The organism is Vibrio harveyi NBRC 15634 = ATCC 14126 = KCTC 12724 (assembly GCF_001591145.1).
Lineage (GTDB): Bacteria > Pseudomonadota > Gammaproteobacteria > Enterobacterales > Vibrionaceae > Vibrio > Vibrio harveyi.
Window position 1 is genome coordinate 1 of the sequence record NZ_BCUF01000058.1, and the last position, 25,452, is coordinate 25,452.

At 44.2% G+C, this 25,452-nt stretch carries 23 protein-coding genes and 1 pseudogene; 19 read left to right on the forward strand and 5 right to left on the reverse strand.

Annotated elements, in window-relative coordinates:
* Positions 1–214 precede the first annotated feature (214 nt).
* Positions 215–814, forward strand: a complete 600-nt coding sequence (locus tag VHA02S_RS21690; protein WP_038898546.1) for a hypothetical protein — start codon at positions 215–217, stop codon at positions 812–814.
* Between the two features lie 70 nt (positions 815–884).
* Here VHA02S_RS21690 and VHA02S_RS21695 read toward each other — a convergent pair whose 3' ends face one another.
* Positions 885–1,763, reverse strand: a complete 879-nt coding sequence (locus VHA02S_RS21695; RefSeq protein ID WP_038898545.1) for a carboxylate/amino acid/amine transporter — start codon at positions 1,761–1,763, stop codon at positions 885–887.
* 70 nt (positions 1,764–1,833) lie between these two features.
* A complete protein-coding gene (gene uspA, locus VHA02S_RS21700) occupies positions 1,834–2,259 on the reverse strand; it encodes a universal stress protein UspA (RefSeq protein WP_005434578.1) in 426 nt (141 codons plus the stop codon).
* 421 nt (positions 2,260–2,680) lie between these two features.
* On the opposite strand from uspA, the gene ftnA reads away from it, so the two are divergent.
* From ftnA to VHA02S_RS21755, 11 genes and pseudogenes are all read left to right on the forward strand, one after another.
* Positions 2,681–3,208, forward strand: coding sequence for a non-heme ferritin (gene ftnA, locus VHA02S_RS21710; RefSeq protein ID WP_010444903.1), 528 nt, complete (start codon positions 2,681–2,683; stop codon positions 3,206–3,208).
* Positions 3,209–3,298: 90 nt separating this feature from the next.
* On the forward strand, positions 3,299–3,622 hold the full coding sequence (gene uspB, locus VHA02S_RS21715; protein WP_005448571.1) for a universal stress protein UspB: 324 nt from the start codon (positions 3,299–3,301) through the stop codon (positions 3,620–3,622).
* 181 nt (positions 3,623–3,803) lie between these two features.
* The gene (locus VHA02S_RS21720; protein ID WP_005448562.1) at positions 3,804–4,997 is read left to right on the forward strand and encodes a BaiN/RdsA family NAD(P)/FAD-dependent oxidoreductase; all 1,194 of its coding nucleotides are present in this window, start codon (positions 3,804–3,806) and stop codon (positions 4,995–4,997) included.
* A 218-nt stretch (positions 4,998–5,215) separates the two neighbouring features.
* Entirely contained in the window at positions 5,216–6,388 is a 1,173-nt protein-coding gene (locus VHA02S_RS21725) for a TniQ family protein (RefSeq protein WP_227740457.1), read from the forward strand.
* 15 nt (positions 6,389–6,403) lie between these two features.
* Positions 6,404–6,778, forward strand: a pseudogene (locus VHA02S_RS26410) (TnsD family Tn7-like transposition protein); the annotation flags it as partial.
* Positions 6,779–7,333: 555 nt separating this feature from the next.
* The gene (locus VHA02S_RS21730) at positions 7,334–7,534 is read left to right on the forward strand and encodes a helix-turn-helix domain-containing protein (protein WP_038898544.1); all 201 of its coding nucleotides are present in this window, start codon (positions 7,334–7,336) and stop codon (positions 7,532–7,534) included.
* Positions 7,535–7,600: 66 nt separating this feature from the next.
* Positions 7,601–9,181, forward strand: a complete 1,581-nt coding sequence (locus VHA02S_RS21735) for a class I SAM-dependent DNA methyltransferase (protein WP_038898543.1) — start codon at positions 7,601–7,603, stop codon at positions 9,179–9,181.
* A 29-nt stretch (positions 9,182–9,210) separates the two neighbouring features.
* Positions 9,211–10,929: a restriction endonuclease subunit S gene (locus VHA02S_RS21740; protein ID WP_233921901.1), complete on the forward strand. Its 1,719-nt coding sequence runs from the start codon at positions 9,211–9,213 to the stop codon at positions 10,927–10,929.
* A gap of 19 nt (positions 10,930–10,948) precedes the next feature.
* The gene (locus VHA02S_RS21745) at positions 10,949–12,520 is read left to right on the forward strand and encodes an AAA family ATPase (protein ID WP_038898541.1); all 1,572 of its coding nucleotides are present in this window, start codon (positions 10,949–10,951) and stop codon (positions 12,518–12,520) included.
* The gene (locus VHA02S_RS21750) at positions 12,520–13,329 is read left to right on the forward strand and encodes an HNH endonuclease family protein (protein WP_038898540.1); all 810 of its coding nucleotides are present in this window, start codon (positions 12,520–12,522) and stop codon (positions 13,327–13,329) included. Before VHA02S_RS21745 ends, VHA02S_RS21750 begins: the two co-directional genes overlap by 1 nt.
* A 101-nt stretch (positions 13,330–13,430) precedes the next feature.
* The gene (locus VHA02S_RS21755; RefSeq protein WP_038898539.1) at positions 13,431–13,955 is read left to right on the forward strand and encodes a hypothetical protein; all 525 of its coding nucleotides are present in this window, start codon (positions 13,431–13,433) and stop codon (positions 13,953–13,955) included.
* A 689-nt stretch (positions 13,956–14,644) separates the two neighbouring features.
* Here VHA02S_RS21755 and VHA02S_RS21765 read toward each other — a convergent pair.
* The 3 genes from VHA02S_RS21765 to VHA02S_RS21775 all read right to left on the reverse strand — a co-directional run bounded on the left by VHA02S_RS21765 (position 14,645) and on the right by VHA02S_RS21775 (position 18,777).
* Positions 14,645–15,085, reverse strand: a complete 441-nt coding sequence (locus tag VHA02S_RS21765; RefSeq protein ID WP_038898537.1) for a hypothetical protein — start codon at positions 15,083–15,085, stop codon at positions 14,645–14,647.
* Positions 15,086–15,225: 140 nt separating this feature from the next.
* Positions 15,226–17,673: a sensor domain-containing protein gene (locus VHA02S_RS21770; RefSeq protein WP_038898536.1), complete on the reverse strand. Its 2,448-nt coding sequence runs from the start codon at positions 17,671–17,673 to the stop codon at positions 15,226–15,228.
* Between the two features lie 195 nt (positions 17,674–17,868).
* Positions 17,869–18,777 (reverse strand): DMT family transporter, encoded by a 909-nt coding sequence (locus tag VHA02S_RS21775; protein WP_038898535.1) that lies wholly within the window; start codon positions 18,775–18,777, stop codon positions 17,869–17,871.
* A gap of 169 nt (positions 18,778–18,946) precedes the next feature.
* Here VHA02S_RS21775 and rmuC point away from each other — a divergent pair, with 169 nt between their 5' ends.
* The 7 genes from rmuC to tatC all read left to right on the forward strand — a co-directional run bounded on the left by rmuC (position 18,947) and on the right by tatC (position 25,129).
* Positions 18,947–20,479, forward strand: coding sequence for a DNA recombination protein RmuC (gene rmuC, locus VHA02S_RS21780; RefSeq protein WP_038898534.1), 1,533 nt, complete (start codon positions 18,947–18,949; stop codon positions 20,477–20,479).
* 78 nt (positions 20,480–20,557) lie between these two features.
* A complete protein-coding gene (gene ubiE / locus VHA02S_RS21785; protein WP_005434558.1) occupies positions 20,558–21,337 on the forward strand; it encodes a bifunctional demethylmenaquinone methyltransferase/2-methoxy-6-polyprenyl-1,4-benzoquinol methylase UbiE in 780 nt (259 codons plus the stop codon).
* Between the two features lie 11 nt (positions 21,338–21,348).
* Positions 21,349–21,984, forward strand: coding sequence for a ubiquinone biosynthesis accessory factor UbiJ (locus VHA02S_RS21790; RefSeq protein WP_005448553.1), 636 nt, complete (start codon positions 21,349–21,351; stop codon positions 21,982–21,984).
* Complete coding sequence (gene ubiB, locus VHA02S_RS21795) at positions 21,981–23,615, forward strand: ubiquinone biosynthesis regulatory protein kinase UbiB (protein WP_005434553.1); 1,635 nt, start codon at positions 21,981–21,983, stop codon at positions 23,613–23,615. Before VHA02S_RS21790 ends, ubiB begins: the two co-directional genes overlap by 4 nt.
* Positions 23,616–23,663: 48 nt before the next feature.
* Positions 23,664–23,912: a Sec-independent protein translocase subunit TatA gene (gene tatA, locus VHA02S_RS21800; protein WP_038898533.1), complete on the forward strand. Its 249-nt coding sequence runs from the start codon at positions 23,664–23,666 to the stop codon at positions 23,910–23,912.
* A 3-nt stretch (positions 23,913–23,915) separates the two neighbouring features.
* On the forward strand, positions 23,916–24,314 hold the full coding sequence (gene tatB, locus VHA02S_RS21805; protein WP_005430029.1) for a Sec-independent protein translocase protein TatB: 399 nt from the start codon (positions 23,916–23,918) through the stop codon (positions 24,312–24,314).
* Positions 24,315–24,382: 68 nt separating this feature from the next.
* Complete coding sequence (tatC, locus tag VHA02S_RS21810) at positions 24,383–25,129, forward strand: twin-arginine translocase subunit TatC (RefSeq protein ID WP_005448551.1); 747 nt, start codon at positions 24,383–24,385, stop codon at positions 25,127–25,129.
* Positions 25,130–25,452: the final 323 nt, after the last annotated feature.

Consider the following 25,452-nt stretch of genomic DNA (forward strand, 5'->3'; position numbering starts at 1 on the left):
GGTCAACAGACCCTAAACACCTGACGACACAAAACTTCTTCTCACAGCGCCTAATTTGGCGCTGTGTTTGTATCTGGTGTTTGCTCTGCTTATTGATACTTTTCTCTTGCTAATTCGGCATACTGACTGTATATCTAACTAAGAATTATTATTATTTCACTTGTGTGATGCCGTAGAGTAAAACAGTCGAGAATTGGGAAGCTGGAGTAGTAGCATGGCGAAACGTTTATGTAAGATGAGCCGCAAACAGATTGCTGAGAGTTTGGGTGATATTCACCGTCTCGTGGTGGCACCTAAGTTTGTCTGTCGCTCTTGTGCTCGTTCTTCTGCATCGAAAAACACCTTGTGTAAGCCTGCCGCGATTCCACCTCAAAAGTGCCAAGACAAACCGCTGTCTGAGCAACAGGCTTGTGGTCTATTGGCGGAAGCACTGCCGACTTCATCTCTAACTCAAGACACACCAATCATCATGGCGCCTGAGCAAAGCGCTGAGAAAGCCGCGATCGTCAAACGTGTTGTGGAACGAGTGAAAGAGAAAAAACTGGCAGCGAAAGTCGCAGCGGTAACTCCAACCACTAAGCTAGAGGCGCCAGCTATGTTTGATTTGTCAGATAAGAAAGCGCTGAAGAAGGCGAAGAAAGCGGTTAAGAAACATTACAAGCAGCAGAAGAAGTTGCTTAAGTTAGCCAAAAAGCAGCAAAAACTGCTCAAACGCCAGCGCAAGCTTGAGGCGCGAAATGCCAAACTAGAGGTGTTGGTGCCAACGCCACCAAACACGTTGATGAGCACAAGCTCGCAAGCCAAAGTGCATTAATCGAATCAAAAAAACGCTCTCCAGTTGGAGAGCGTTTTTTATTGTCGAAATGTTTGTAGGATTAGCTGTGTTACTTGTTGGCGTAACTCATCTCTACGCGCTTTTTCACCCAAGTCTCATTGATCCACAGCGATAGCATGATGATTGCGCCGCCAATGGCAAGTCGCGTCACATCAACATCGCGGTTCCAAATCACGATATTCACAATCAAGCCAGCAGGGACGAGTGCGTTGTTCATTACCGCAAGTGCACCCGCGTTGACCATGGTTGCGCCTTTGTTCCACGCAAAGTAACCAAAGCCTGATGCAATCAAACCAAGGTAAGTCAGAATGCCCCATTGTGTTGCTGTGGTTGGCATCTTGTCCAAGTTCCCCATCAGAGCAAAAGCGACGGTCGCCACGCACAATGCGCCTAAGTAGAAGTAGCCAAATACCGTGTGCTGCGGCAGTTCAACCGATTCGGTTTCCATAATGTATTTATAGCCGACCTGACCGATGGCAAAACACAGGTTCGCTCCTTGTACGACCAAAAAGCCCACCAAGAAGTTTTCATTGATGCCTGCAAACTTAATCCACGCCGCGCCCAGCACTGCAATCGCCGCCGTAACCAAATACCAAGGCGAGAATCGACCTTTCAAGAAGTCATAAATCAAGGTGACGTAAATAGGGGTAAATACGGTGAACAGCAGTACTTCTGGTACAGAAAGGAGTAGGAAAGACTGGTAGTAGAAGCAATACATTAAGCCGAGTTGAAAGCCGCCCACGATCATCAATTTCGCGATCAGAGATTTGCTTACGCCACGGAATTTTAAGAAAGGAATGAAGACTAGGCTCGCCAGCGCAACGCGCATGAAAACAGAGAACCAAGAGTCAACCTGACCGGCAAGGTAAACGCCGATCAGGCTAAATGAGAATGCCCAAAGTAGGGTAACTGCGGATAGATAAGCCATGGATGAGAATCTTTATCAACAACAAATGTGCCCGCAGTCTAACCAAGTTTTGAGGTCACGCCAACGCAAATCAGTCTTTTAGCGGTACGACCAGCATATCGACGGGTGAGCAGTTAATAAGCTGACGCGTCGACGAAAGAATCTTGCTCCAGAAATCTTGGTGATGACCACAAACCACCAAATCAATATTGTAGTCCTGGATGGTATCGCACAGCTCGTTACTCAAATCACCACTACCAACCAACGTATGTGTGATTGGGTACTCTGCGTATTCTTCAAAATTCGCTAACTGTGTACGAGACGCTTCCATCGCTTGGTGTTGCGCCTCCGCCATGTTGATGTCGATAAGCCCGGTGTAAAGCTCGGCGTAATTCACATCGATATGAATGAAAGAGACTTTCGCATCCAGAGGTTTAGCCAGTGACACGGCTTTCTTAATCAACACTTTACTGTCGTCTGAGAGGTCGACTGCCACAAGTACGTGTTTGTAACTCATATTGCTATCTCCTTGATAAGGTCATAGTGTCAGATTAGCACTAAGTCTCAGATAATTTTGCTGAAGTGATCTCATATCAATATCGTAGGTACAAAGTGTTGCCACAGTAATCATGTTATAGTGGCGTTATACCCAAGTGACTTCAAGACGTGGGATTCAGAGCTTTGTCACTGATTCGAGCGCAAGGAAAACATTGCAGCGTAATAGTTCGCTCTTACCAAAATGTTTGACGAAGAGATCGGTTCAGTGACAAGCTCCCAAAGGGCGAGTTATCTTGGCTTGCAAACATTGTTGACGATTATTGATTTAGAACCACTAGATCTTCAAACCGTCGCCTCGTCTGCAAACCAAGCTATTCTCGCTGAACCCACCCATCTTGAGGTTACTTGGGTATATTGCATGCACATAAATAGGAGTTAACATGCTGTCTCAAACTATGGTTGAACAATTGAATGAGCAAATTAACCTAGAATTTTTCTCATCCAATCTATACTTACAAATGAGTGCTTGGTGTGAAGACAAAGGTTTTGAAGGTGCGGCTGAATTTTTACGCGCTCACGCCGTAGAAGAAATGGAGCACATGCAACGTCTTTTCACTTATGTAAGTGAAACTGGCTCAATGCCAATCCTAGGTGCGATTGAAGCACCCAAGCATGACTTTGCTAGCCTTGGCGATGTTTTCCGTGAAACCTACGAACATGAGCAAATGATCACGGAAAAGATCAATAAATTGGCGCATGTTGCATTTACAAGCCAAGACTACTCAACGTTTAACTTCCTACAGTGGTACGTGGCTGAACAGCACGAAGAAGAGAAGTTGTTTAAAGGGATTTTAGATAAGATCGAATTAGTTGGTGAAGACGGTAAGGCATTGTTCTTCATCGATAAAGATCTAGCACAAATGGCGAAAGAAGGTTCATCTTCAATCATGGATGCTCCGGCTGCATAACGCGTTCCCGACGCGGTAAGTAGCGGGTTAAGGACGAAGCATTGGTCGTCTTTATCTCTTGAGCATCGTTGAAGATGTAGGGAGGAAAAGATGATCAGTGGAGACACAATCTTATTTGCGCTAATGGTAGTAACGGGAGTAAACATGGTCCGTTATCTCACCGCTCTTCGTTCTTTAATTTACATCATGCGTGAAGCGCATCCTTTGCTTTATCAGCAAGTGGATGGCAATGGATTTTTCACCACCCATGGTAACGTCACCAAACAGGTGCGGCTGTACCATTACATTAAGAGTAAAGAGTATCACCATCATCACGATGAGATCTTTACTGGCAAATGCGAAAGGGTGCGCGGGTTATTCATTTTATCGACCGCTTTACTTGGTGTGACCCTACTGGCTGCCTTCATTCTTTAAGCCAGCAAGCAGTGCTTGGAATTTAAGCGCTTTTCCCGCTCGACTTTTGTCGTTAGAATAGCGCCCGCAGAAAGCAAGGATGTGCATTACGCACATCCTTTTTTATTTTTGGACTTATATACCCAAACACCTCGAGGTTACTGGGTATAAACCAGTTTAAATAAGTAATTGAGCGTTACCCATGAGTAAGAAATTTGATGTTGTTGTAATCGGCGCAGGTGCGGCGGGTTTGATGTGTGCAGCAGAAGCAGGCAAACGCGGACGCAGTGTGCTCGTGCTGGATCATGCGAAAAAACCAGGACGTAAAATCCTTATCTCAGGTGGTGGTCGTTGTAACTTCACTAACTACGACGTCTCAGCGAGCAACTACTTATGCCAAAACCCACACTTCGTGAAGTCGGCGTTGTCTCAGTACACCAACTGGGACTTTATCTCGATGGTCAGCAAGCATGGCATCGAGTTTGAAGAGCGCGATCACGGACAGTTGTTCTGTGTTGATGCGTTTACTGCAAAAGACATTGTTAAGATGCTACTAGCAGAATGCGACATGCCAAACATCCAACAACGCTACCAATGTGATGTACATTCGATTGAGAAAACCGATGCGGGCTTCCGTCTGCATGCTGGTACTGAAAACATCGAATGTGAATCTTTGGTGGTAGCAACGGGTGGTCTGTCGATGCCTAAACTGGGCGCGACGCCATTCGGCTATAAGATTGCTGAGCAGTTCGAGATCCCGGTGATTACCACTACAGCAGGTCTAGTGCCGTTTACGCTGCACAAAGAAGACAAAGAAGATTTCGCTGAACTATCGGGCATTGCGATCCCAGCAGAAATCACCGCGCAAGACGGCACCATGTTCAAAGAAGCGTTGCTGTTTACTCACCGCGGCTTATCTGGTCCATCGGTACTGCAAATCTCGTCATTCTGGAAAGCGGGTCAGAAGGTGACGATCAACCTCGTACCAAACGACGATATCGCCGAGTTACTAGAACGCAGCCGCGAAAAGCATCCGAACCAATCTCTAAAGAACACGCTAGCAAAAGTGCTACCAAAGCGTTTGGTTGAAGTGCTGATTGAACGTAAAGAATTAGCAGACAAACCTCTTAAGCAGTTCAACCAGAAAGAGATGGCAACCATCGTAGAGCGACTAGAAAACTGGGCAGTAGCACCAAACGGCACGGAAGGTTACCGCACTGCAGAAGTGACCTTAGGCGGCGTAGATACCGATCACCTGTCTTCAAAAACCATGGAATGTAAGAACATCAAAGGCTTGTACTTCATTGGCGAAGTGATGGACGTAACCGGCTGGTTAGGCGGCTATAACTTCCAATGGTGCTGGTCGAGCGGCTTTGTTGCTGGGCAGTGGGTGTAAACATGTGTAGAAACAATAAATTTTGCCCGTAAGCAATAAAGTTTGCCCGTAAGAGCTGTCTGGACTACGGTTCTTACAGGCTTACTGTATTGGATTTGACATGGGACGAGGCAGAAAACTAGAGACTCTTGAAGGATGCAACACTTAGTGCTCGACGACCTAATAACAGAGTTGTCCTATATTTATTAAATTGGGGATTACATTAAAGAGGGATTATCATGCAGCTACCGAAAGCGCTACCTGATGAATCCCTGTTTAGCCGTATGTGTCGTCACTTTGCTATGACAGGCTTAACGAAAAATCAGTATCTAAAACGACTAGTGGGGGATGAACGTGCTGCTGTTCATCCATATCTAACATCAAATTTATTTTTAATCAGTAAATCAACTCACGAAACTCCCAGAGAATTATGGCTATATCAAACGTTATTGCCTTTGTTTTCCTATTATCTACCTAAGTACAAGTCTATTATTGAAAATTACTCGGCAAACTCTAATCAGCTTTTACGAGCTTGCCAGCTATCAACTTTTAGAGAAGGTAATGTCCTGGGAGCTAAGTATTGCCCTTCATGTGCTTTCGTGGATATCCAACATCATGGTGTCGCATATTGGCATTGTGCGCACCAAATACCCGGTGCAGAAGCATGTTCTAAACATGGTGTCTGGTTAGTTCATAGCGAACTTCCGAATCGAGTTCATATTGCAGACAATTTTCTACCGTTTTACACCGTTCAGCAAAGAGAGAGCAACAGTCTTGCAATAGAGTTCGCGAAATATGTAGAGCGAAAGATTCAGTCAATCAGGTGCAATGACATTGCGTTAAACGTTTCTGGTGGATATCGCTCTAGATTGAGAGATAAAGGATTGCTTACTAAATCTGGAAGAGTTCGGCGACAAGTTCTTGCTCGGGATCAGTATGAGCTTGCTAAGAAAATATTGCCATTGAGTAGCCACTTATTCCCAAGATCTTTAGATGATTTTGGCTACTTTTCGTCCTTGTTGGCTGGGACATTCAATCAGCATCCATTCAAACATTTATTACTAGATTTTTATTTGTCTCGGTTACAGATAGACAATACTTTGATGAGAGTTCTAGCTACTCCCCAAGTGAGTGGTTTGGAGGGGCGTTGTTGCGACCTACTGCGAGAAGGTTTGTCAATGGCGCAAGTAAGTAGAGATATAGGCAAAAGCCGCTGTTGCGTTAAAGCCGTTGCATTGAGAAATGATATTCCTGTGAACCTTAAACCAAAGAAGATAACGAGTGCTTTAATGCTCGAGGTAATCAAGATGGCTTACAAAGGGTTCCATCGTTGCGCTATTGCCCGTAAGTTTGGAATATCTTCAGGTAGTGTTGAGCTCATCATATCCACGACAAATGGATTAGTAGCCTAGCGTAAACGATGTAAAGCAGACTCTCTGTGCCGCAGGTATATGTGCCAGATATTGAGATTTATTAACAGTAACCCCAATGCATGCCGGCAACAGATAAGAAATCAATGTGAAGCAGCATTTTATTGGCTTTATCACCATTGCCCTGAGTGGCTTGAGGCGACACTTCCACCACCACAAAAGGTGTGTCATGTTGATAAGGTTAATTGGGAAGAAAGGGACAGGAAGCTGTCTTACCAGGTGTCCGAAATACTATCTAGTGTGGATTCATCTATCAGTCGAAGTGAGTTGGATCGGATGTTGGGTTCTCATGGTTGGCTAACATCAAAGAAGCATAAATTGCCCAAAACAATGAATGTATTGTGTAGATATGGCCTACTCAATATGCATTAAGTGGAGTTCTGGCAATTTACTATGGAGCCCCAATGCATTGCCTACATTAAGTTTTATTGTAGAGCGTTGGCTATGGAATAAATCTTGATTTTTTCACTTAAAGTTTTGTTAGGGATTCATTAGGTTGAAGGGACAGAAAAGTCTTTTGTATGGCGATATCAAAGGTCTAAAGGTGGAAGCTTATGTTCGCGAACCATCTAGTTCGTAATTGGTTCTGAATATACCATTCAGTTGCTAGTAGGTTGTTGCGCTTTTGTTTCATTTTGGTGGTTAGATAACGGTGGCATTGATTTTTGTAGATGTGTCATACAAATCAATTCGAAAGCAAAAAAAACAATATCTGTTCTTAAGTATAAGCTCATTGAAGAGGCCACTCACAGTTTTTGTTTGGTATTGGTTTTAAAATAAGCGGAAAAATTTCACTTTAACTGAAATAATTTGCCAAAATGCTTCAATCTGGTAGGGTGCAATCACTACAATCAGATAGCAATTGAATACGGTTCAGCGAGCTTATGTCGGGCTCGCTTTAGCTAATAGATGTTACGGAGAACTGGCATGATCCGCTGCCACCTAGCCCGTTTGATGGGCGAGCATAAAATGCGAATAAGTGATGTGATCCGCGAGACAGGTTTAAGCCGCAATACTATTACCTTGATGTACAAAGAAACAGCACAGAAAGTTGATTTAGAAGCACTAGATAAACTCTGTGTTCTTTTTAATTGTGAGCTTAGCGAACTGTTGGAGCGTATTGAATAGTAATAAAAAATGCTTATACCAGTACGTCAATGCACATTGTGCGAAGAAAATTTTTCAGGACTTAAAGTGACTAACAACGATATCGTACAAAAACTTTGGAACCTCTGCGACGTTTTAAGAGATGATGGCATTAACTACAGTGACTATGTTACTGAATTAGTATTGCTGCTCTTTATTAAGATGGTGAATGAAAGTACAGAGTCTGGATCACTAAAAGAACATCCTTTGCCGGAAGGTTGTCGTTGGACAGACTTAAACGACAAAAAGGGTATGGTGTTACTTGAATGTTATAAGACCATTTTAAGTACCCTTGCAACAGGAAAGCGCATTGAAGCCGACCCGAAGGGAAAAGATAAGTTCATTGAGGTTCAAGTCCATAACGATCCATTAATCATGGCTATCTATGCCGACGCCCAAACTCGGTTAAGAGAGCCTCGTCACCTAGAGCAAATTATTAAGCGTTTTGACGAGATTAAAGGTTGGTTCAGTGATAAAAGTGACGGATTGGGTAACTTATATGAAGGTTTGTTGGATAAAAATGCTAATGAAACTAAGAGCGGTGCAGGGCAATACTTCACTCCTCGAGCGTTAATTAACAGTATGGTTCGTTGCATTAAGCCTCAACCTGGCGAAGTGATTCAGGATCCTGCAGCTGGTACAGCAGGGTTTTTGGTTACTGCACATGAGTATGTTAAATCTATAACTAATAATTTGGAAGATCTCAGCCCTCACCAACAATATGTACAAAAAAATAAAGCATATTTTGGTGTGGAGTTAGTTCCCAATACTCGTCGCCTCGCTTTGATGAACTGTTTGTTGCATGGCATGGAAGGTGAAGAAGAGGGGGTTGTGCGATTAGGTAATGCTTTAGGTGAGGTTGGTAAAGAGATTCCTTCTTCTAACATCATATTGGCTAATCCTCCTTTTGGGAGCAGTAAGGGAGGAGATGCCAGCATCTCTCGCGATGATTTACCCTACGAGACAACAAATAAGCAGTTAGCATTCCTTCAACATATATATTTGAATTTAAAGCCTGGAGGTCGAGCCGCTGTGGTATTACCCGATAATGTCTTATTTGAAACGGGTAAGGGTACTGATATTCGTCGTGACCTAATGGATAAGTGCAATCTGCATACAATCCTTCGCTTGCCTAAGGGAATTTTCTACGCACAGGGCGTACAGACGAATGTCTTGTTTTTCCAAAAAGGCGCAATAACCGAGAATATTTGGGTTTATGATCTACGTACTAATATTCCAACTTTTGGAAAACGCACACCGTTCACTGAAGATTACTTAAAGCCTTTTGAAAAAGTCTTCGGTGATAAGCCAGATGGAACCAGCCCAAGACAAGAGGGTGAATGGTCATTTGGTATTGTAGATCTTGATGATAATGAAGCAGATAACGATGAAAACCAAGAGGGGAATGGCGATTGTATCAATAACTCCCGTTGGCGTTGTTTTAGCCGTGACTGGATTCGTGATACTAAAGGTAACTCACTGGACATTTCTTGGTTGAAAGATAAAAACAGCGTTGATGTTGATAGCTTGCCAGAGCCTGATGTACTAGCACGCAAAGCGAAAAAAGAACTGGAAGCTGCATTGGAACAATTAGATGCACTATTGAAGGCTCTTGAGGGGGCTGAATGATGTCTTGTAGGCAGTATCCGGAACAGTGGGTGAAAACGACGATCGGTGATATTGCTGAGGTTGTTGCGGGCGGTACTCCTAAGGCTGGAAATTCTGAAAATTTTGCAGAACCAGGTACAGGTATAGCTTGGCTAACCCCTGCTGATTTAAGTGGTTATTCCGAGAAGTATATTTGTCACGGTAGCAGAGATTTAAGTCAAATTGGATATGAATCAAGTTCAGCTAAGTTGATGCCTGCTGGGACAGTGCTTTTTAGTAGTAGAGCTCCAATAGGGTACGTGGCTATTGCACAGAACGAAATATCTACAAACCAAGGCTTTAAGAGTTTTGTTTTTCCTTATGGTGTTGATTCTTGTTATGCATATTACTATTTAAAAAGTATTCGTGATTTAGCTGAAAACTTGGGTACAGGAACTACCTTTAAGGAAATTTCAATATCAAAGGCAAAGACATTGCCCTTTGTTCTTCCTCCCATGGAAGAGCAAAAAGTTGTCGCTGAAAAACTTGACACTATGTTGGCTATGGTGGAAAACACCAAAGCTCGACTTGATAGCATTCCCGGTATTCTAAAGCGCTTTCGTCAATCTGTTCTTTCTACTGCAGTGAGTGGGAAACTGACAGAGAAATATAGAGAGCTCAAAATTATTTCTGGTGATGGAAAGCTTCTTGCTGCCTCACTAATGCAAGCTCATGCGGATAATGGTGGACATGCTAGAGGCAATGCATCCAAACCTACAGAAGAGGCGCATGATTTAACTGACAGTGATTTACCTGATAGTTGGGGGATTGCTGAGATGAGAGACGTATGTATACCGGGACGTCCGATAACATACGGGATTCTTAAACCAGGGCCAGAACAAGATGATGGCGTTCCTTATATTAGAGTTGCTGATTTTCCAGATAATAAACTCAATGTTTCAAGTATAAAGAGAACAAGTAGAGCTATTGATGAGGCGTATAAGAGAGCGAGACTTTCTACTGGGGATTTATTACTATCCATTCGAGGAAGTGTTGGTCGACTAATTGAAGTGCCAGCTTGTTTGGATGGCGCTAACATCACACAAGATTCAGCTAGGCTAGCTGTGTCCCCGCTTGTGTCATCCAGATATGTATATTGGTCTCTGTTAGCTGATTCTACTCAAAATCGCATGTCAAGAGCTATAAGGGGAGTCGCTATAAAGGGAATTAATATTGGTGATGTTCGAGCTATTCAGGTTCCTATTCCTCCTTTAGAAGAGCAAATTGAAATCGTCCGTCGCGTGGAAAACCTCTTTGCTTTTGCTGACAATATAGAGCAGCAACTAAATGTGGCTTTGGATCGAGTCAACAATCTTACTCAATCCATTTTAAGTAAAGCATTTAATGGGGAACTTACCACAAGTTGGCGTGAAGGAAACCTTGAGTTAATTAGTGGAGATAATTCCGCAGAGGTATTATTAAAAAATATCAAAGATGAGCTTGAAGTTTTAAAAAGACAGCCAAAAGCAAAACGGAAAGTGGTGAAAAATAAAACAGGTAAAGCCATGACCAAAAAAATTATTAAGGTTAAAGATGCGCTTAAAGCTAAGAGCAAGCCTTTAAGTGGCCAACAATTGCTAACTGTTGCAGGTTATCCCAGTGATTGTAGCACTGAGCAACTCGAGCAGTTCTTTTTAGATATCCGCGATTCGTTGGCAAGAGAAGACATAATCAAACAAAGCCGCGACGATGATGGTCAAGATTGGTTTGCTTTGGCAGAGAAAAAATAAGTTTGGCTAAGGAAGCCACATGAAAGTTGATAAATTACATATTCGATCACGATTCAAGAACTTAGAAAACGTGCAGGTTAATTTCGATGAAGATAATCTGATGACCGTTGTCGTTGGCCTTAATGGGTCTGGAAAATCTAATGTATTGGAAGCCTTGGTCGCAATTTTTCGTAATCTTGATTTGGGCGAAGCTCCACCATTTTCTTACGAGTTGAAGTATCAAATCGGTGAAGAAAAGTGGGCTAATTGGTATGAAATAAAAGTTGATGCTAATCCTGAACGGGGAACACTCTCTAAACAATATCAGGTTTACGTTAAGAATTTAAACAGCAAAGAGAATAAATTCCAACTTGTTCCTTTCTCAAAAGTGCGCCGAGATAAGAAGACGAAACGAGCTGAATATTTGCCAAATTTCTTGTTTGCCTACTATTCTGGCCCGTCTGATCGCTTGGAAAAATACTTCCGAAAGCATAGGGATGATTACTATCGAGAACTGTTATATAACAAGATAGATTTAAAGGCGGATATAAGGCCACTGTTTTACGCAAAACCCTTACATAGCCAGTTTGTGCTAATGGCTTTTTTTCTCAGCCCTGACTTTAAAAAAGAACGGAAATTTTTAAAAGAACAGTTGGGGATTGAAAGTCTTGACTCAATTCATTTTGTTTTGCGTCGACCTTCTTGGGAGAAAGATAAAGATGATGCTTTTTGGGGGGCTGATGGAGTTGTAAGAGATTTCATTGAACTACTTTTCCCACATGCACTAGCACCGGTAAAAGTTACGCGTAATGAGGATATAAGTCTTACGGGTAAAAATCGGAAAAATGACTTTATTCATGTTTTTCTACCATCAGTAGAGTGTTTGTATGACTTAACAAAAGACTTAGGTAATAATCCTGCTAGTGTTTTCTTCAAGATGCTAGAAAGTACGGTTCTTTCCGAAATTATCTCTGAAGTGCATGTGAGGGTAAAAGTAACATACTCTGAACAGCCCATAACTTTCCAAGAACTTAGCGAAGGTGAGCAACAGTTATTGACAGTATTGGGTTTATTAAAGTTCACTGGCGGAAAAGATTCATTGTTTTTATTGGATGAGCCAGATACCCACCTTAACCCTTCTTGGGCAGTGAAGTACCTCAAGTTCTTAAGAGATTTTGTACCTAACCATGAAACCAGCCATTTACTAATGGTGACACATCACCCACTGGCAATTGCTGAGCTGCAAAAAGAGCAGGTCCAGGTGATGTGGCGGGATGATGAGTATCTGGTTCACGCAAAAGAACCTGAAGAAAATCCTAGAGGGATGGGGATAAATTTGATTTTGCGTAGCGATATGTTTGGTTTGAAAACTACACTGGATGACGATACTAATAAAAAGCTAAAGACACGCAATGCACTAGCCGCAAAAGATAAACTATCAGAAGAAAAAATCATGCGTGAAGAGGGAAGAGATCCTGAGACAGAGGAAGAATATCTAAAGCGTTTAAATGTCGAGCTGGATGCCTTAGGGTTTAATCTCGCAAGTGATGATCCAGATTACTTGGACTTTCTTCGAGAAAGATATAGCCAAAAATCGGAGAGGGACATTTAATGCGCTGGGTTTGTAAGGATGATATTGAAGAGTGCTTATCCCAGGCTTGGCGAGAGAAAGCAGCTCAAGCGAGAGCTGATTTAATTGCAGCTCCTGACGCTCAAGCACGCAAGCAAGTACTAAGACGGGTCGCATCTTCCAATGTATGGCGTGAGTTCTATGATTTGCTCCCCGATAATCTTAAGAAAAAGTGCTGGTATTGTGAGGCAGATGATATTCGGTCTGATATGCCTGTTGATCATTTTAGACCAAAGAACAAAGTTGAAGAGGAATGCGAGCATGATGGTTATTGGTGGCTTGCATTTGACTGGGAAAACTATCGTTGTGCTTGTACTTTTTGCAATAGCCGAAGAAACTTCGAGGAGACACAAGGAGGTAAAGCTTGCCGCTTTCCATTAGAGAATCCAGAAAGCAGGGCTTTTACACCTCAAGATGTTGAGTGTCTTAGAGCCGAACTGCCTGATTTTCTAGATCCATTTAATCCAGATGATGAAAAATTACTCTGGTTCGATAATGATGGTCTTCCAGAACCAAAGCCTGGAGCCGATGAAAATCAGGTACGTAAAGTCGGAAACTCAATTGATATATTTCATCTTCACGAAACCCGTATTGTCCGTGCTAGAAATAAAATTCGTATTGAAATAGATAAGCATGTAAAGAAAATTAGGGATAATGATGGTGCATTGGATGCTAAAAGGACTTTAAAGCGTATGGTGAGAGATACGGAAAAGTTATCTCGTGCTGCAGTTGTGTATCTTCGAGCTCACAGGGATCTTCCTGAAGTAAAAGAAATTTTACGCTTAGACTAACAAATTAACTATTCACTACGGAAGAACATTACCTGCCGAAGTGCCTCATAGAGATAGTTTCATTTAGCTAACCATGATAGCAGAGGAATGTGAAATTATTCATGTATAAAGCGAAGGATGAATCACTTCGTAGTTTACTTTTTAGGATCACTGAAGTCTATGGTTTGTACGATATTCAATCATATCTAATAGGCCATAATGGACACTGGCTTCTCAGACCATTATGGCCTAAGCGTCATATTAACCTGCTTGACTCGGTCTCAGATAAAGAGCTTCTGGAGCTTGTAGAGAAAAGTGGGTTAAATGAACCCTTAGATTTATTCGACTTTCCTGACCAATTACTTTATGGACTAGAAAGTGTCTTTGGGGATGAATGCTCTTCTGTTGGGCAACGCAAAGGTAGAATACCGATTGCTTTTTGTTATAGTTGCATACATGATTCTATTTCAAAAAATGGATTCGGTTATCTGCAATCATCATGGTTAACTTCATCCAAATGCGTCATTCATAAGACTTACCTCTCAGTGCTACCAGAATTACCATATAAAACTGCTATTGAATCATTAAGGCTGTTGCTAACGGGTAGGGCCGTATCTTATGTAAAGCAAGTAGATAATAAAATTTAATTTGAGAAAAATGAGGTATCTTCTATTGGTGAGAGGTTTGGCATCAAAGGTACTTTGATGCCTTGCTTGAAAGAAGAATTTCGTGACTGGATAAGAATCTATTCAAGGCCGTTTAGGTACAGTATATGTGAGGATGATGGAGAATTTGGATTAGAGTTTTTATATACAAAGTCAGGAAGGTTTTTACCTTTTTCTTGGGGTAAAGACGTTTGGGAATACGCTTTTAAGTTGATGCACATGCATTATCCAGAGACGTTATCACGATTCATAAACGAATATACTGTAGAAACAACAATAATCATTCAGTTTCGCCCGCACCATTCTCTACCTGTGATAGTACTTAAGTCTAATCGACATGATTGTTCAAAGTTTAACCTTTATAAGTTTGGTTATGAGTACTGTGATAAGAGCTTAATGATTTATCATGAATCTCGTCAGACTATTAAGCTCAATAATAATCATTACTATCTTGTAGGTAGTGTTAACTATTGCGATTATATCCTAGAGCAATCTGGCGCTAAAAGAAGACATCGAAGTCCTTTTATTTGGCATCAGGAGTAAATAATCGGGGGGAATTAAGGGCAAACTTTATTGTCTTTTTTTTTTCTTGCGGGCAGACTTTATTGGCTTTGCACAAAACAAAATTTTCTGTAGGCTGAGCATTATCTAAGCTCAGCTTATCCTTCACTTCAAAACACCATATAGTCTCGTGGGCATGTTGCTTTGGTCGGAAACTCTTTCTCTGAGTTATGCAGCTGCACATCGATGTGTGATATCAACGCCCGGCTATTTTCTATCTCATATTCAATATTGAACGTGATGGGCTCATCGTTCGAGTTTTTGCCATTCACGCTAAGGCAGCCATAGTCGTTGAAATGCACCTCATAGACACTGCTTGTTGACCTCATCAACTGTTTGAACAGTAACTGCTCTTTTGTTGTTGGAGAGCTTACCTCGATACCTGTGAGTGCCTCCTTCGAGAAATACTGCCAATAAGTCTCTGAGATATTTTCCTCTGATGCGTTTGCCAAATAGTTAGCATAGGTTGGGAGCAATGAGGGCGATGTTGGTTGGGCGTGCACAATGGTAAAGCCCATGATACTGAGCAAGAGTAATATTGAGTTCTTCATTTTTTGCTTCTTCCCCTTCGCAATTCAACAAGCCTGTGCAGTTTGGGCTTGGATGTCGAATTAATCAGAAGAAGTTTCGAGAAAGCCCAGATAAAACATGCTGATGTTTTATCTGGGCAGATTACTTTTGCGAACGATCTCTAACGAAACAACTTCTCTGCGCGAACTGGGGCGCTAAAGCGGAAGCCTTGTCCGTAGATGCAGCCGCGCTCGAATAAGTATTGGGCTTGCTCGTCGGTTTCGATGCCTTCGGCGACCACTTTCAATGACAGGGTTTGTCCCATTGCGATGATGGCATTCACGATCGCATTGCTGTCGGTATTGCTTGGAACATCGCTTACGAAAGAGCGGTCGATCTTCAACTTATTGATTGGTAGACCTTTGAGGTAAGACAGTGACGAGTAACCGGTACCAAAGTCATCAAGGGAAATCTCAATGCCGAGCTCGCGCAGCAAGTTGAGTGAGGCGATGGCTTGTTGTGGGTCAATCAGCAAGAAGCTTTCGGTGATTTCTAGCTCTAGACGTTGCGCCGGGAATTCAGTCTCTTTTAGAATCACCCCAAGTTTACTGATGAAGTCCGATTGTTGCAGCTGAAGAGCCGATACGTTTACCGCGAGCTTGCCAAATTCAATGCCGTTATCTAACCATGCGCGACCTTGCAAACAAGCTTGCTCCAAGACCCATTTACCAATGCTTTGAATCAAGCCCGTTTTCTCTGCAATCGGGATAAAATCTGCCGGAGAAATCATCCCAAGATCGGGATGTTGCCAACGCAGCAGGGCTTCTACGCCAACCAGTTCGTTGGCACTTAAGTTGTATTGCGGTTGGTACGCTAAATGAAGTTGGTTTTTCTCAATCGCTTCATGCAAAGCAGACTGCATACGCACGTGAGACACGGATTTATCGGTCAAATCTGGCGAGTAGAACGCGTAGCCGTTACGACCGTTTTTCTTCGCCAAGTACATGGCAGTATCGGCATTCTTGAGCAAGGTTTCGCTGTCTTGTCCGTCTTGAGGATAACGAGCCACGCCCACGCTGGTGGAGATGCGTAAAGATTCGTTCTTGCTGACTTCAAAAGGACGGTTAAACAGGCAGAGTATGTCCTCAATAGTGTCGATCAGCTGCGAATCCGATTCGATGTTCGGCAATATAATGACAAACTCATCGCCACCGATACGTGCCACATGAGCACGCAAGTGCAGCACATCTTGCAGACGTTCAGCGAGCTTAGTTAGCAGTTGGTCGCCACAGAAGTGCCCCATGCTGTCGTTGATGTGCTTGAAGTGGTCGATATCGAGGAACAGAGTCGCAAACGCGTGTTGATGCTTCTGACCGTTCTCAATGTGCTGTTCTAGCAAGCTGATCAAATGGGTACGGTTAGGAAGGTTGGTCAATGGATCGTAAAACGCCATGCGTTGCAGTTTTTCTTCGTGCGCTTTACGCACCGAGATGTCTTCGAATACACAGATGTAGTTGATCAGATGGTTCTTATCGTCCATCACCGCACTGATGGTGGCAAGCTGCGGGTAAATGCTGCCATCTTTTTTGCGGTTGATGAACTCGCCTTTCCATTGACCTTTGCTCTCTAGTTGACGCCACAACTGTTGATAAAACTCGCGGTCGTGATGCCCAGAACGCAAGATATTTGGGTTCTTACCGATCACTTCTTCTGCTGTATAACCAGTGATGTGGGTGAAGGCGCTGTTTACATCAAGAATGTTGGCTTTACGGTCGGTGATCACCATCCCTTCGTGGGAGTTATCGAAGATTTTCGATGCCAATGACAACTGAGTTTCTACCATTTTTCGACGAGTGACGTTGCGTGTCATACCCAAAATACCAATCAGCTCTCCGGTTTGATTGCGGATTGGCGACTTGATGGTTTCCAACCAGGTTGGGTTGTTGTTGTCATCAATCAGAGTGCACTCTTCAACCGTGTTTTGGCTGCCTGTAGCGATCACCAACTGGTCGGTATCAATGAACTTTTTCGCTCGACGGCTGCTGAACAACTCGAAGTCATTCTTGCCGACGATTTCACTGCCGGTCATTTTCCAAGAGTCTTCAACGCTGCGGTTGGTCATCGCGTAGCGACCATCAGTGCTCTTTATCCACGTGTGATCTTCTAAGCAATCAATGAATTCTTGTAGAGATGGCAGTAACTCTGGCAATTGAACATCGTGACGCTGCTGCTCTTTATGGTAAGTCTGTGCAACATCAAAGCCGACGCGTCCTGCCAATGCGCTTAACCATCCAGAAATGACAGTATCTTGCTCGGTTGGATGAACCAATGCGAGCGCAGCAAACAGCTCACCGCTCGGCAGCCATACCGGGCAGTAACTCAAGGTTTGGTTTTGAAAGGGTGTTTGTTCAACAACAAGCTGAGGATAGATAAAGTGCTCAGTGGCTGGATCGAGAATCGCGACGACTTCACGATGATGTTGCGGCGACGTCGCCACCTCACTCAAGTGCCATTGGCGAGTGTAGCTGAAAGTATAAAGCTGACCGTGCGCCTGTGTGGCATCACAGCATTGTTGCAGAGCCTGTTTCCAGTCTGTCATCAATGCAGGGGAGATAGCGAAGCGAAACATAGTTAATAAAGCATCCTGAGCGCCCTTGGATTTGTGTTGTTAACATCTAATTAGACGTTCATATCGGGCTTTGGCTATATCGTATCCAAAGCCCGAACAAATCCAAGCAAGGAACACTTCATTAATCGAGTAAACTGTTAGCTAGCTCTCTTTTTTATAAATCGCGTCTCATTTTTGCAATGGTTTCGGACGTCATCATTGAGCGGTGTTCGTCTGTTTTTGCTTTTTGCCGAACTTCACTTGTTGAATCACCAAGCCACCGATGATCAGCACTAAGCCAATCAAAGTGGATGGGTGAATCTCTTCACCAATGATGGTCGCAAGTAGCATGAGCGAGATGAATGGTGAAGCAAAAATCAGGTTGCTGATGCGTGCGGTGTTCTCGGTGAGTTTGAGTGCCGATAGCCACAACACGAAGGTCACGCCCATTTCAAACAGACCAACATAAGTCACTGCAGCCCAACCTTTCGCGGTGATTTGGCTCCAGTCTGCGCCTTCATAAATGCTTAAACCAATCGCAAACGGAATCGCAACCAGAAAGCCCAGTAGGACGCCCACAACAGGGTCGGCTTTGTTTTTGGTGTTGAGAATCCAGTAACTTGCCCAAAGTAGTGTTGAAAGCAGCGCTAATCCTACACCAAGCGGACTTTCGAATTCCATTCCTAACACGTTGCCTTTGGTGGCAATTACGATGACACCCAAGTAACTAAAGCCACAAGCAATCCAGTCTTTATTGCGGATCTTTTGACCCAAGAAAACCGCCGCCATCAAGGTGAGCGTGATCGCCCAACTGTAGTTGATCGCCTGCGCTTGGGAGGCTGGCAATAAGTCGTATGCTTTAAACAAGATGAGGTAGTACGCCAGTGGGTTAATCAATCCGAGCAGTAAGTAGTACCAAGGATTGGCAAGAAACGTTGAACTGAGCTGATTCAACTTGCCTTGCACGCCACATACCACGATGAGCGCGATAGCCGAGACAATACTCGCCATGGTCAGCATCTGAATCGGTGAGAATTCCGCCAAAGTCAATTTAAATGCGGTCGCTACTGTTGACCAAAGTAATACCGCTGATAGCCCAAATCCTAGGGCGCGACGCTCGTTCATGATGCCTCTGTGTGATGATGTACCGCTCATCGTTGTTGGTTTGAGCAGGTGTGAGTATGTTGTACGGAGCGCCTAGTGTATGCGAGGATTTTTCATCCAACAAACTGGACATTTATCCAGTATGTAAATACCATTATTAAAGATAAAAAACACAGGCTAACTCGCTATTATGCAATGGATTCTTGAGCATCAATCTCTCATTCTGTCTTCTCTTTTTACCGCGACCATCAGCGGTGTTGCAGTGGGTTGGTGGGTTAAACAACGCTTTGCCACACAAACTCAATTGCTCGAACAGCAGCTCTCCTCTGAAAAACAGCTTCATCAACAACAACTTGAACAAGTTAAGCAAAGCCTTGCCGAAGCACAGCAAGAATTGGATGAGCTCGATGACGAGCGCGATAAAGCGGCATTCGAAGTGCGCCAAACTCACGGTAAATTGATGGCGGCGATGGAAAAGCTGCGTTACTTCGAAGCAGTGAAGCAAGAGCGTCAGCAGTATTTTGATGAGCTAGGGCAGATGCGTGAACACAAATCGCGCCTTGAAACCCAACTTGGTGAGCAGCAAGCGCGCCACGAGCAAACTAACCAAGCTAATGCAGAAAAGCTGCAAATTCTTGAGCAAGCAGAAGTGCGTTTGAAGCAGCAATTTGAACACCTAGCGAATCAGTTGTTTGAAGAGAAAACCGCCAAAGTCGACATGCAAAACCGTCAGAGTTTGGAAGGTTTGCTGTCTCCACTAAAAGAGCAGCTGGAAGGGTTCAAAAAACAAGTCAACGATAGCTTTAGTCAAGAAGCCAAAGAGCGTCACACCTTGGTGCATGAGTTGAAGAACCTGCAACGCTTGAACGAGCACATGACCCGAGAAGCGGTCAATCTGACTCAAGCGCTGAAAGGTGACAACAAGCAACAGGGCAACTGGGGTGAAGTGGTTCTGGCTCGTGTATTGGCAGAATCTGGTTTGCGTGAAGGGCACGAGTACCAAACTCAGGTGAGCTTGCAAAACGAAGCGGGCAAACGCTATCAACCGGATGTGATTGTTCACTTACCGCAAAACAAGCAAGTGGTGGTCGATTCGAAAATGGCGCTGGTGGCGTACGAGCGCTACTTCAACGCAGAGAACGACATTCAACGAGAGCAGGCGCTGAGCGATCACCTAGCCGCGCTGCGCGCGCACATCAAAGGCTTGAGCCTTAAAGATTACCATCAGCTAAAAGGCATCCAGAGCTTAGACTACGTATTGATGTTTATTCCGGTAGAGCCAGCATTCCAAGTCGCGATTCAAGCCGATCCAAGCTTGGTTAAAGATGCGATGGAACAAAACATTATTTTGGTCAGCCCTACCACTTTGCTGGTGGCGCTACGTACGATAGATAATTTGTGGCGTAACGAACGCCAAAACGAAAACGCCCAATTGATCGCAGAACGAGCGGCGAAGTTGTACGACAAACTACGCTTGTTCATTGATGACATGGAAGGGCTGGGCGGCGCATTAGACAAAGCCAACCAAACGTACCAAGGGGCAATGAATAAACTAGCGACAGGGCGTGGCAACGTGATTCGTCAGGCTGAAAGCTTTAAGCAACTAGGAGTGGAAGTAAAACGTCCAATCTCGCCAGATCTCGCCCAGTTGGCGCAGACAGAGTCATTTTCGGAAAATGCTTCTTTAGTAGAAAGACATCCGGCTGAGGATAAAGTAAACTAATCGCCCGCAGTACAGTGGGCGACCCTATTTGTTATCAACCGCCCCGTAGTGAGAAAGTGCTGCCCAAGAGGAATCAGAATGACGGACACAAGTGTGCAATCAAATACAGCGTTAGATAACGACACTACCCACTTTGGTTTTACCACAGTGGCAAAAGACGAAAAAGTGACCAAAGTTGCCGAAGTTTTCCACTCAGTGGCAGCAAAATACGACATCATGAATGACTTGATGTCAGGTGGCGTTCATCGCCTTTGGAAGCGTTTTACTATTGATTGCAGTGGCGCTCGTCCGGGACAACGTGTTCTTGACCTAGGTGGTGGTACTGGCGATTTAACGGCGAAGTTTTCGCGCATTGTTGGCGACCAAGGTCACGTGATCCTAGCGGACATCAACAACTCAATGCTGAATGTGGGTCGTGACAAACTACGCGACAACGGCATTGTGGGTAACGTGCATTACGTTCAAGCGAACGCAGAAGAACTGCCGTTCCCAGATGATTACTTTGACGTGATCACGATTAGCTTCTGTCTACGTAACGTCACCGATAAAGACAAAGCACTGCGCTCTATGTTCCGCGTATTGAAGCCAGGTGGTCGTCTGTTGGTGCTTGAGTTCTCAAAACCAATCCTAGACCCGCTATCAAAAGTGTACGACGCGTACTCATTCCACCTATTGCCAAAAATGGGTGAACTAGTAGCGAACGACGCAGACAGCTACCGCTACCTAGCAGAATCTATCCGCATGCACCCAGACCAAGACACGCTGGAAGGCATGATGAAAGAAGCGGGCTTTGAAAACACCAAATACTACAACCTAACGGGTGGTATTGTGGCGCTGCACCGCGGCTACAAATTCTAAGGATAAGCGGTATGCCATTTGAACCTCTTATCACTGCCGTTATTGAAACGACGCTAAATACGCTGATTAAAGACGATCCTGAATTGGGTCGTCGTTTGTCACGTCTTAAAGGTCAGGTGATTCAAATTCATCTGAAAGAAATCAATAAGACGCTGACGTTCATCTTCAGTCAGCAAATCGATGTCTTGGGTAATTACGAAGGTCAGCCAGATTGTTATCTGTCGCTGAATCTGAGTGTATTGCCTGAGCTGCGCGATCAAGCCAACATTACTCGCCTTATCAAGCAAGATAAACTTGAACTTGAAGGTGACATCCAATTGGCACAGAAATTCTCTCAATTGATGGTGGATTGCAAACCCGATATCGAAGAGTGGCTGTCTCGCGTGACAGGTGATGTCGTGGCACATACTTTTGTGCAAGGCACCAAAAACGTCGGCGGTTTCTTTGCTTCTCAAGCAGAAAAACACCAGCGCCATCTTGCTCAAGTGGTAACAGAAGAGTGGAAACTGGCGCCAGCACCGCTAGAAATTGCCCACTTCTGTGACCAAGTGGATGACGTTCGTAGCCAAGCTTCTCGCGTTGAAGCGCGCCTAAACGCACTACTAAACAAATTCGATTCGGATAAGCCTGCGCTGGAGAACTCATGACGCCAGCAGAAATAAAGCGCTTATACCACATCATTAAAGTTCAGCTGGAATACGGCTTGGATGAGTTGTTGCCCGATCATCAACTGACCAAAGCGCCGCTTTTGATGCGCAAAAGCCTATTCTGGATGAAGAACAAGCACCCAGAAAAACCGCTGGGTGAACGCCTTCGTCTCGCTCTACAAGAACTTGGTCCGGTTTGGATTAAGTTCGGTCAGATGATGTCGACTCGTCGCGACCTTTTCCCTCCGCATATCGCTGATCCTCTTGCGCTTTTGCAAGACCAAGTTGCGCCATTTGATGGGCAGTTAGCGAAAGAACAAATGGAACTCGCTCTGGGCGGTCCATTAGAAAACTGGTTTACTGAATTTGATATCAAACCGTTAGCGTCTGCGTCGATTGCTCAGGTGCATACTGCTCGATTAAAAGACACTAACCAAGAAGTGGTATTAAAGGTCATCCGTCCAGATATTCGTCCGGTCATTGATTCAGATCTAAAACTGATGCACCGAATGGCGCGTATAGTCGCCGGAGCGATGCCTGAAGCACGTCGTTTGAAACCAGTTGAAGTGGTTCGCGAGTACGAAAAAACCTTACTTGATGAACTCGATTTGCGTCGTGAAGCGGCGAACGCGATTCAACTGCGTCGCAACTTCGAAGGCAGTGAAGAGCTTTACGTACCAGAAGTTTTTCCTGACTTTAGTAATGAAACTGTCATGGTTTCTGAGCGAATATATGGCATCCAAGTCTCTGATATTGAAGGCTTGGAAGCGAATGGCACCAATATGAAATTGCTCGCGGAACGCGGTGTGAGTGTGTTCTTCACTCAGGTGTTCCGAGACAGCTTTTTCCATGCCGACATGCACCCGGGCAACGTGTTCGTTAAACCGGAGCATCCAGAGAATCCGATGTGGATTGGGCTGGATTGTGGGATCGTTGGTACACTTAATAGTGAAGACAAACGCTATCTGGCGGAAAACTTCCTCGCTTTCTTCAATCGTGACTACCGCCGCGTAGCGGAGTTGCACGTTGATTCGGGGTGGGTACCTGCCGATACCAATGTCGATGAATTTGAATTTGCGATTCGCATTGTGTGTGAGCCAATCTTTGCTAAACCACTGTGTGAAATCTCTTTCGGTCACGTACTGTTGAACCTGTTCAACACTGCGCGTCGATTCAATATGGAAGTGCAGCCGCAGCTTGTATTGCTACAAAAAACGCTGTTGTACGTCGAAGGACTGGGTCGCCAGTTGTACCCGCAACTAGATTTGTGGGAGACCGCGAAACCTTTCCTTGAAGAATGGATGATGAACCAAGTCGGTCCGCAAGCTTTAGTGAATGCCATTAAAGACCGTGCGCCGTTTTGGGCAGAGAAGTTACCGGAACTGCCGGAGCTGCTTTACGATAGCCTTAAACAAGGTAAAGCCATGAATCAACGCATGGATCAGCTTTATCAAGGTTACCGTCACAGCAAGCGTCAGCAGGCGACAGGAAAGTTTTTATTTGGCGTTGGAGCCACTTTAGTCGTATGCTCGGCAATATTGGTGGATAACGCTTATGAGCAGCTATCGATCGCTAGCGGTATCGCAGGGGTCACATTTTGGTTGCTTAGTTGGCGAGCTTATCGTCGATAGACGTTAAACTCTTGAAATAATTTTGTTTAAAGACCCGAGGTAAAAAGAATGGGTGGTATCAGTGTTTGGCAACTTCTAATCATTGCTGTAATTGTTGTATTGCTATTCGGAACTAAGAAACTACGCGGTATCGGTGGCGATCTGGGTGGTGCCGTTAAGGGCTTCAAAAAAGCAATGAGCGAAGATGAGACTGCGAAAAAAGACGACAAAGACGCAGACTTCGAGCCAAAAAGTCTAGAAGAGCAGCAAAAGAAAGAAGCAGCTCCTGAATCGAAAAAAGACAAAGAGCAGGCGTAAAACGTGTTTGATATCGGTTTTTGGGAACTGGTATTAATATCTGTTGTTGGTCTGGTTGTTCTTGGTCCAGAGCGTTTGCCACATGCCATCCGCAGTGTCTCTCGTTTTGTCGGAGCAGCGAAGAGTATGGCAAATAGCGTCAAAGACGAGTTGTCACACGAGCTGAAAGTTCAAGAACTGCAAGAAAACTTGCGCAAAGCTGAGCAAATGGGGATGGATGATCTGTCTCCTGAGCTGAAGTCTTCGGTCGAAGAACTGAAGAAAGCGGCGCAATCTGTAAACCGCCCTTACGCGGAACCAACCAAATCAGAAGCGGAGCCCAAACAAGAGGCACCTGCGACTGAAACCGTTGAGAAAGCGGAAGAGATTAAGGTTACAGCGGCAGATAAGAAAGCCGAATAGTCTCATTAGGAGGAGCTACTAGTGATTGGTAGCTCCTTTTTGATCAGGTTTTAAAAAAGAGGTTTGCCATGTCTACCGTCGAGCAGACACAACCTTTAATTAGTCATTTATTAGAACTTCGCAACCGACTGCTTAAAGCCATTGCTGCAGTACTGGTGGTGTTTGTTGGACTAATTTACTTCTCTAACCACATCTACGAGTTTGTTTCAGCGCCTTTGGTAGAACGCCTACCTGAAGGTGCAACGATGATCGCAACCGATGTGGCTTCACCGTTTTTCACACCTTTGAAGCTAACCTTGATTGCTTCGGTGTTTATTGCGGTGCCGTTTATCTTGTACCAAGTATGGGCCTTTGTAGCGCCAGGTTTGTACAAGCATGAACGTCGATTGATCATGCCATTGCTGTTCTCTAGCTCACTGTTGTTCTACTGCGGTGTTGCCTTTGCTTACTTCGTGGTATTCCCACTGGTGTTTGGCTTCTTTACCGCTATCTCTCTTGGTGGGGTAGAGTTCGCAACCGACATCTCGAGTTACCTCGACTTTGTGCTGGCGCTGTTTATGGCGTTTGGTATCGCGTTTGAAGTACCTGTTGCGATTATCTTGCTATGTTGGACTGGCGCAACCACACCACAAGATCTGAAAGAGAAGCGTCCATACATTATCGTGTGTGCGTTTATTGTCGGTATGCTACTCACGCCGCCGGATATGATCTCGCAAACTCTACTGGCAATCCCTATGTGTTTGCTGTTTGAGGTGGGTTTGTTCTTCGCGCGTTTCTACACACGTAAAGATGAAGAAGAGCAAGTGGAAGAGTAAAGTAACTCCAACTCCACCATTTAGTATTAAAAAAGCGGCTCATGGAGCCGCTTTTTGGTATCTACAGTTTATCGAAGCTTGATTTCGTGACCGCATTTAGAGCAGACATATACTTCTTTAATTCCAATCAATTTTTGAAACCAACTGCGTTGCTGACGTTGTAAATACACTCCGTGATTACACATTGCGAATCCTATCTTTTTTATTTTATAAGCCGGCGGGCATTTTATGTGAAATCATGTACATAATTCAATGGGACTAACTATATAGTTAAGAGCACAACTATATGATTATGAAATAATTGGTTTGTTGCCGATTCTTGA

Coding starts and splice junctions, on each gene's coding strand:
- tatA (WP_038898533.1), top strand. CDS start 23,664: ATGGGTGGTATCAGTGTTTGGCAACTTCTAATCATTGCTGTAATTGTT.
- ubiB (WP_005434553.1), top strand. CDS start 21,981: ATGACGCCAGCAGAAATAAAGCGCTTATACCACATCATTAAAGTTCAG.
- VHA02S_RS21765 (WP_038898537.1), bottom strand. CDS start 15,085: ATGAAGAACTCAATATTACTCTTGCTCAGTATCATGGGCTTTACCATT.
- VHA02S_RS21695 (WP_038898545.1), bottom strand. CDS start 1,763: ATGGCTTATCTATCCGCAGTTACCCTACTTTGGGCATTCTCATTTAGC.
- ubiE (WP_005434558.1), top strand. CDS start 20,558: ATGACGGACACAAGTGTGCAATCAAATACAGCGTTAGATAACGACACT.
- VHA02S_RS21770 (WP_038898536.1), bottom strand. CDS start 17,673: ATGTTTCGCTTCGCTATCTCCCCTGCATTGATGACAGACTGGAAACAG.
- VHA02S_RS21730 (WP_038898544.1), top strand. CDS start 7,334: ATGATCCGCTGCCACCTAGCCCGTTTGATGGGCGAGCATAAAATGCGA.
- VHA02S_RS21775 (WP_038898535.1), bottom strand. CDS start 18,777: ATGAACGAGCGTCGCGCCCTAGGATTTGGGCTATCAGCGGTATTACTT.
- VHA02S_RS21745 (WP_038898541.1), top strand. CDS start 10,949: ATGAAAGTTGATAAATTACATATTCGATCACGATTCAAGAACTTAGAA.
- tatC (WP_005448551.1), top strand. CDS start 24,383: ATGTCTACCGTCGAGCAGACACAACCTTTAATTAGTCATTTATTAGAA.
- VHA02S_RS21790 (WP_005448553.1), top strand. CDS start 21,349: ATGCCATTTGAACCTCTTATCACTGCCGTTATTGAAACGACGCTAAAT.
- VHA02S_RS21690 (WP_038898546.1), top strand. CDS start 215: ATGGCGAAACGTTTATGTAAGATGAGCCGCAAACAGATTGCTGAGAGT.
- rmuC (WP_038898534.1), top strand. CDS start 18,947: ATGCAATGGATTCTTGAGCATCAATCTCTCATTCTGTCTTCTCTTTTT.
- VHA02S_RS21720 (WP_005448562.1), top strand. CDS start 3,804: ATGAGTAAGAAATTTGATGTTGTTGTAATCGGCGCAGGTGCGGCGGGT.
- uspB (WP_005448571.1), top strand. CDS start 3,299: ATGATCAGTGGAGACACAATCTTATTTGCGCTAATGGTAGTAACGGGA.
- uspA (WP_005434578.1), bottom strand. CDS start 2,259: ATGAGTTACAAACACGTACTTGTGGCAGTCGACCTCTCAGACGACAGT.
- VHA02S_RS21750 (WP_038898540.1), top strand. CDS start 12,520: ATGCGCTGGGTTTGTAAGGATGATATTGAAGAGTGCTTATCCCAGGCT.
- VHA02S_RS21755 (WP_038898539.1), top strand. CDS start 13,431: ATGTATAAAGCGAAGGATGAATCACTTCGTAGTTTACTTTTTAGGATC.
- ftnA (WP_010444903.1), top strand. CDS start 2,681: ATGCTGTCTCAAACTATGGTTGAACAATTGAATGAGCAAATTAACCTA.
- VHA02S_RS21725 (WP_227740457.1), top strand. CDS start 5,216: ATGCAGCTACCGAAAGCGCTACCTGATGAATCCCTGTTTAGCCGTATG.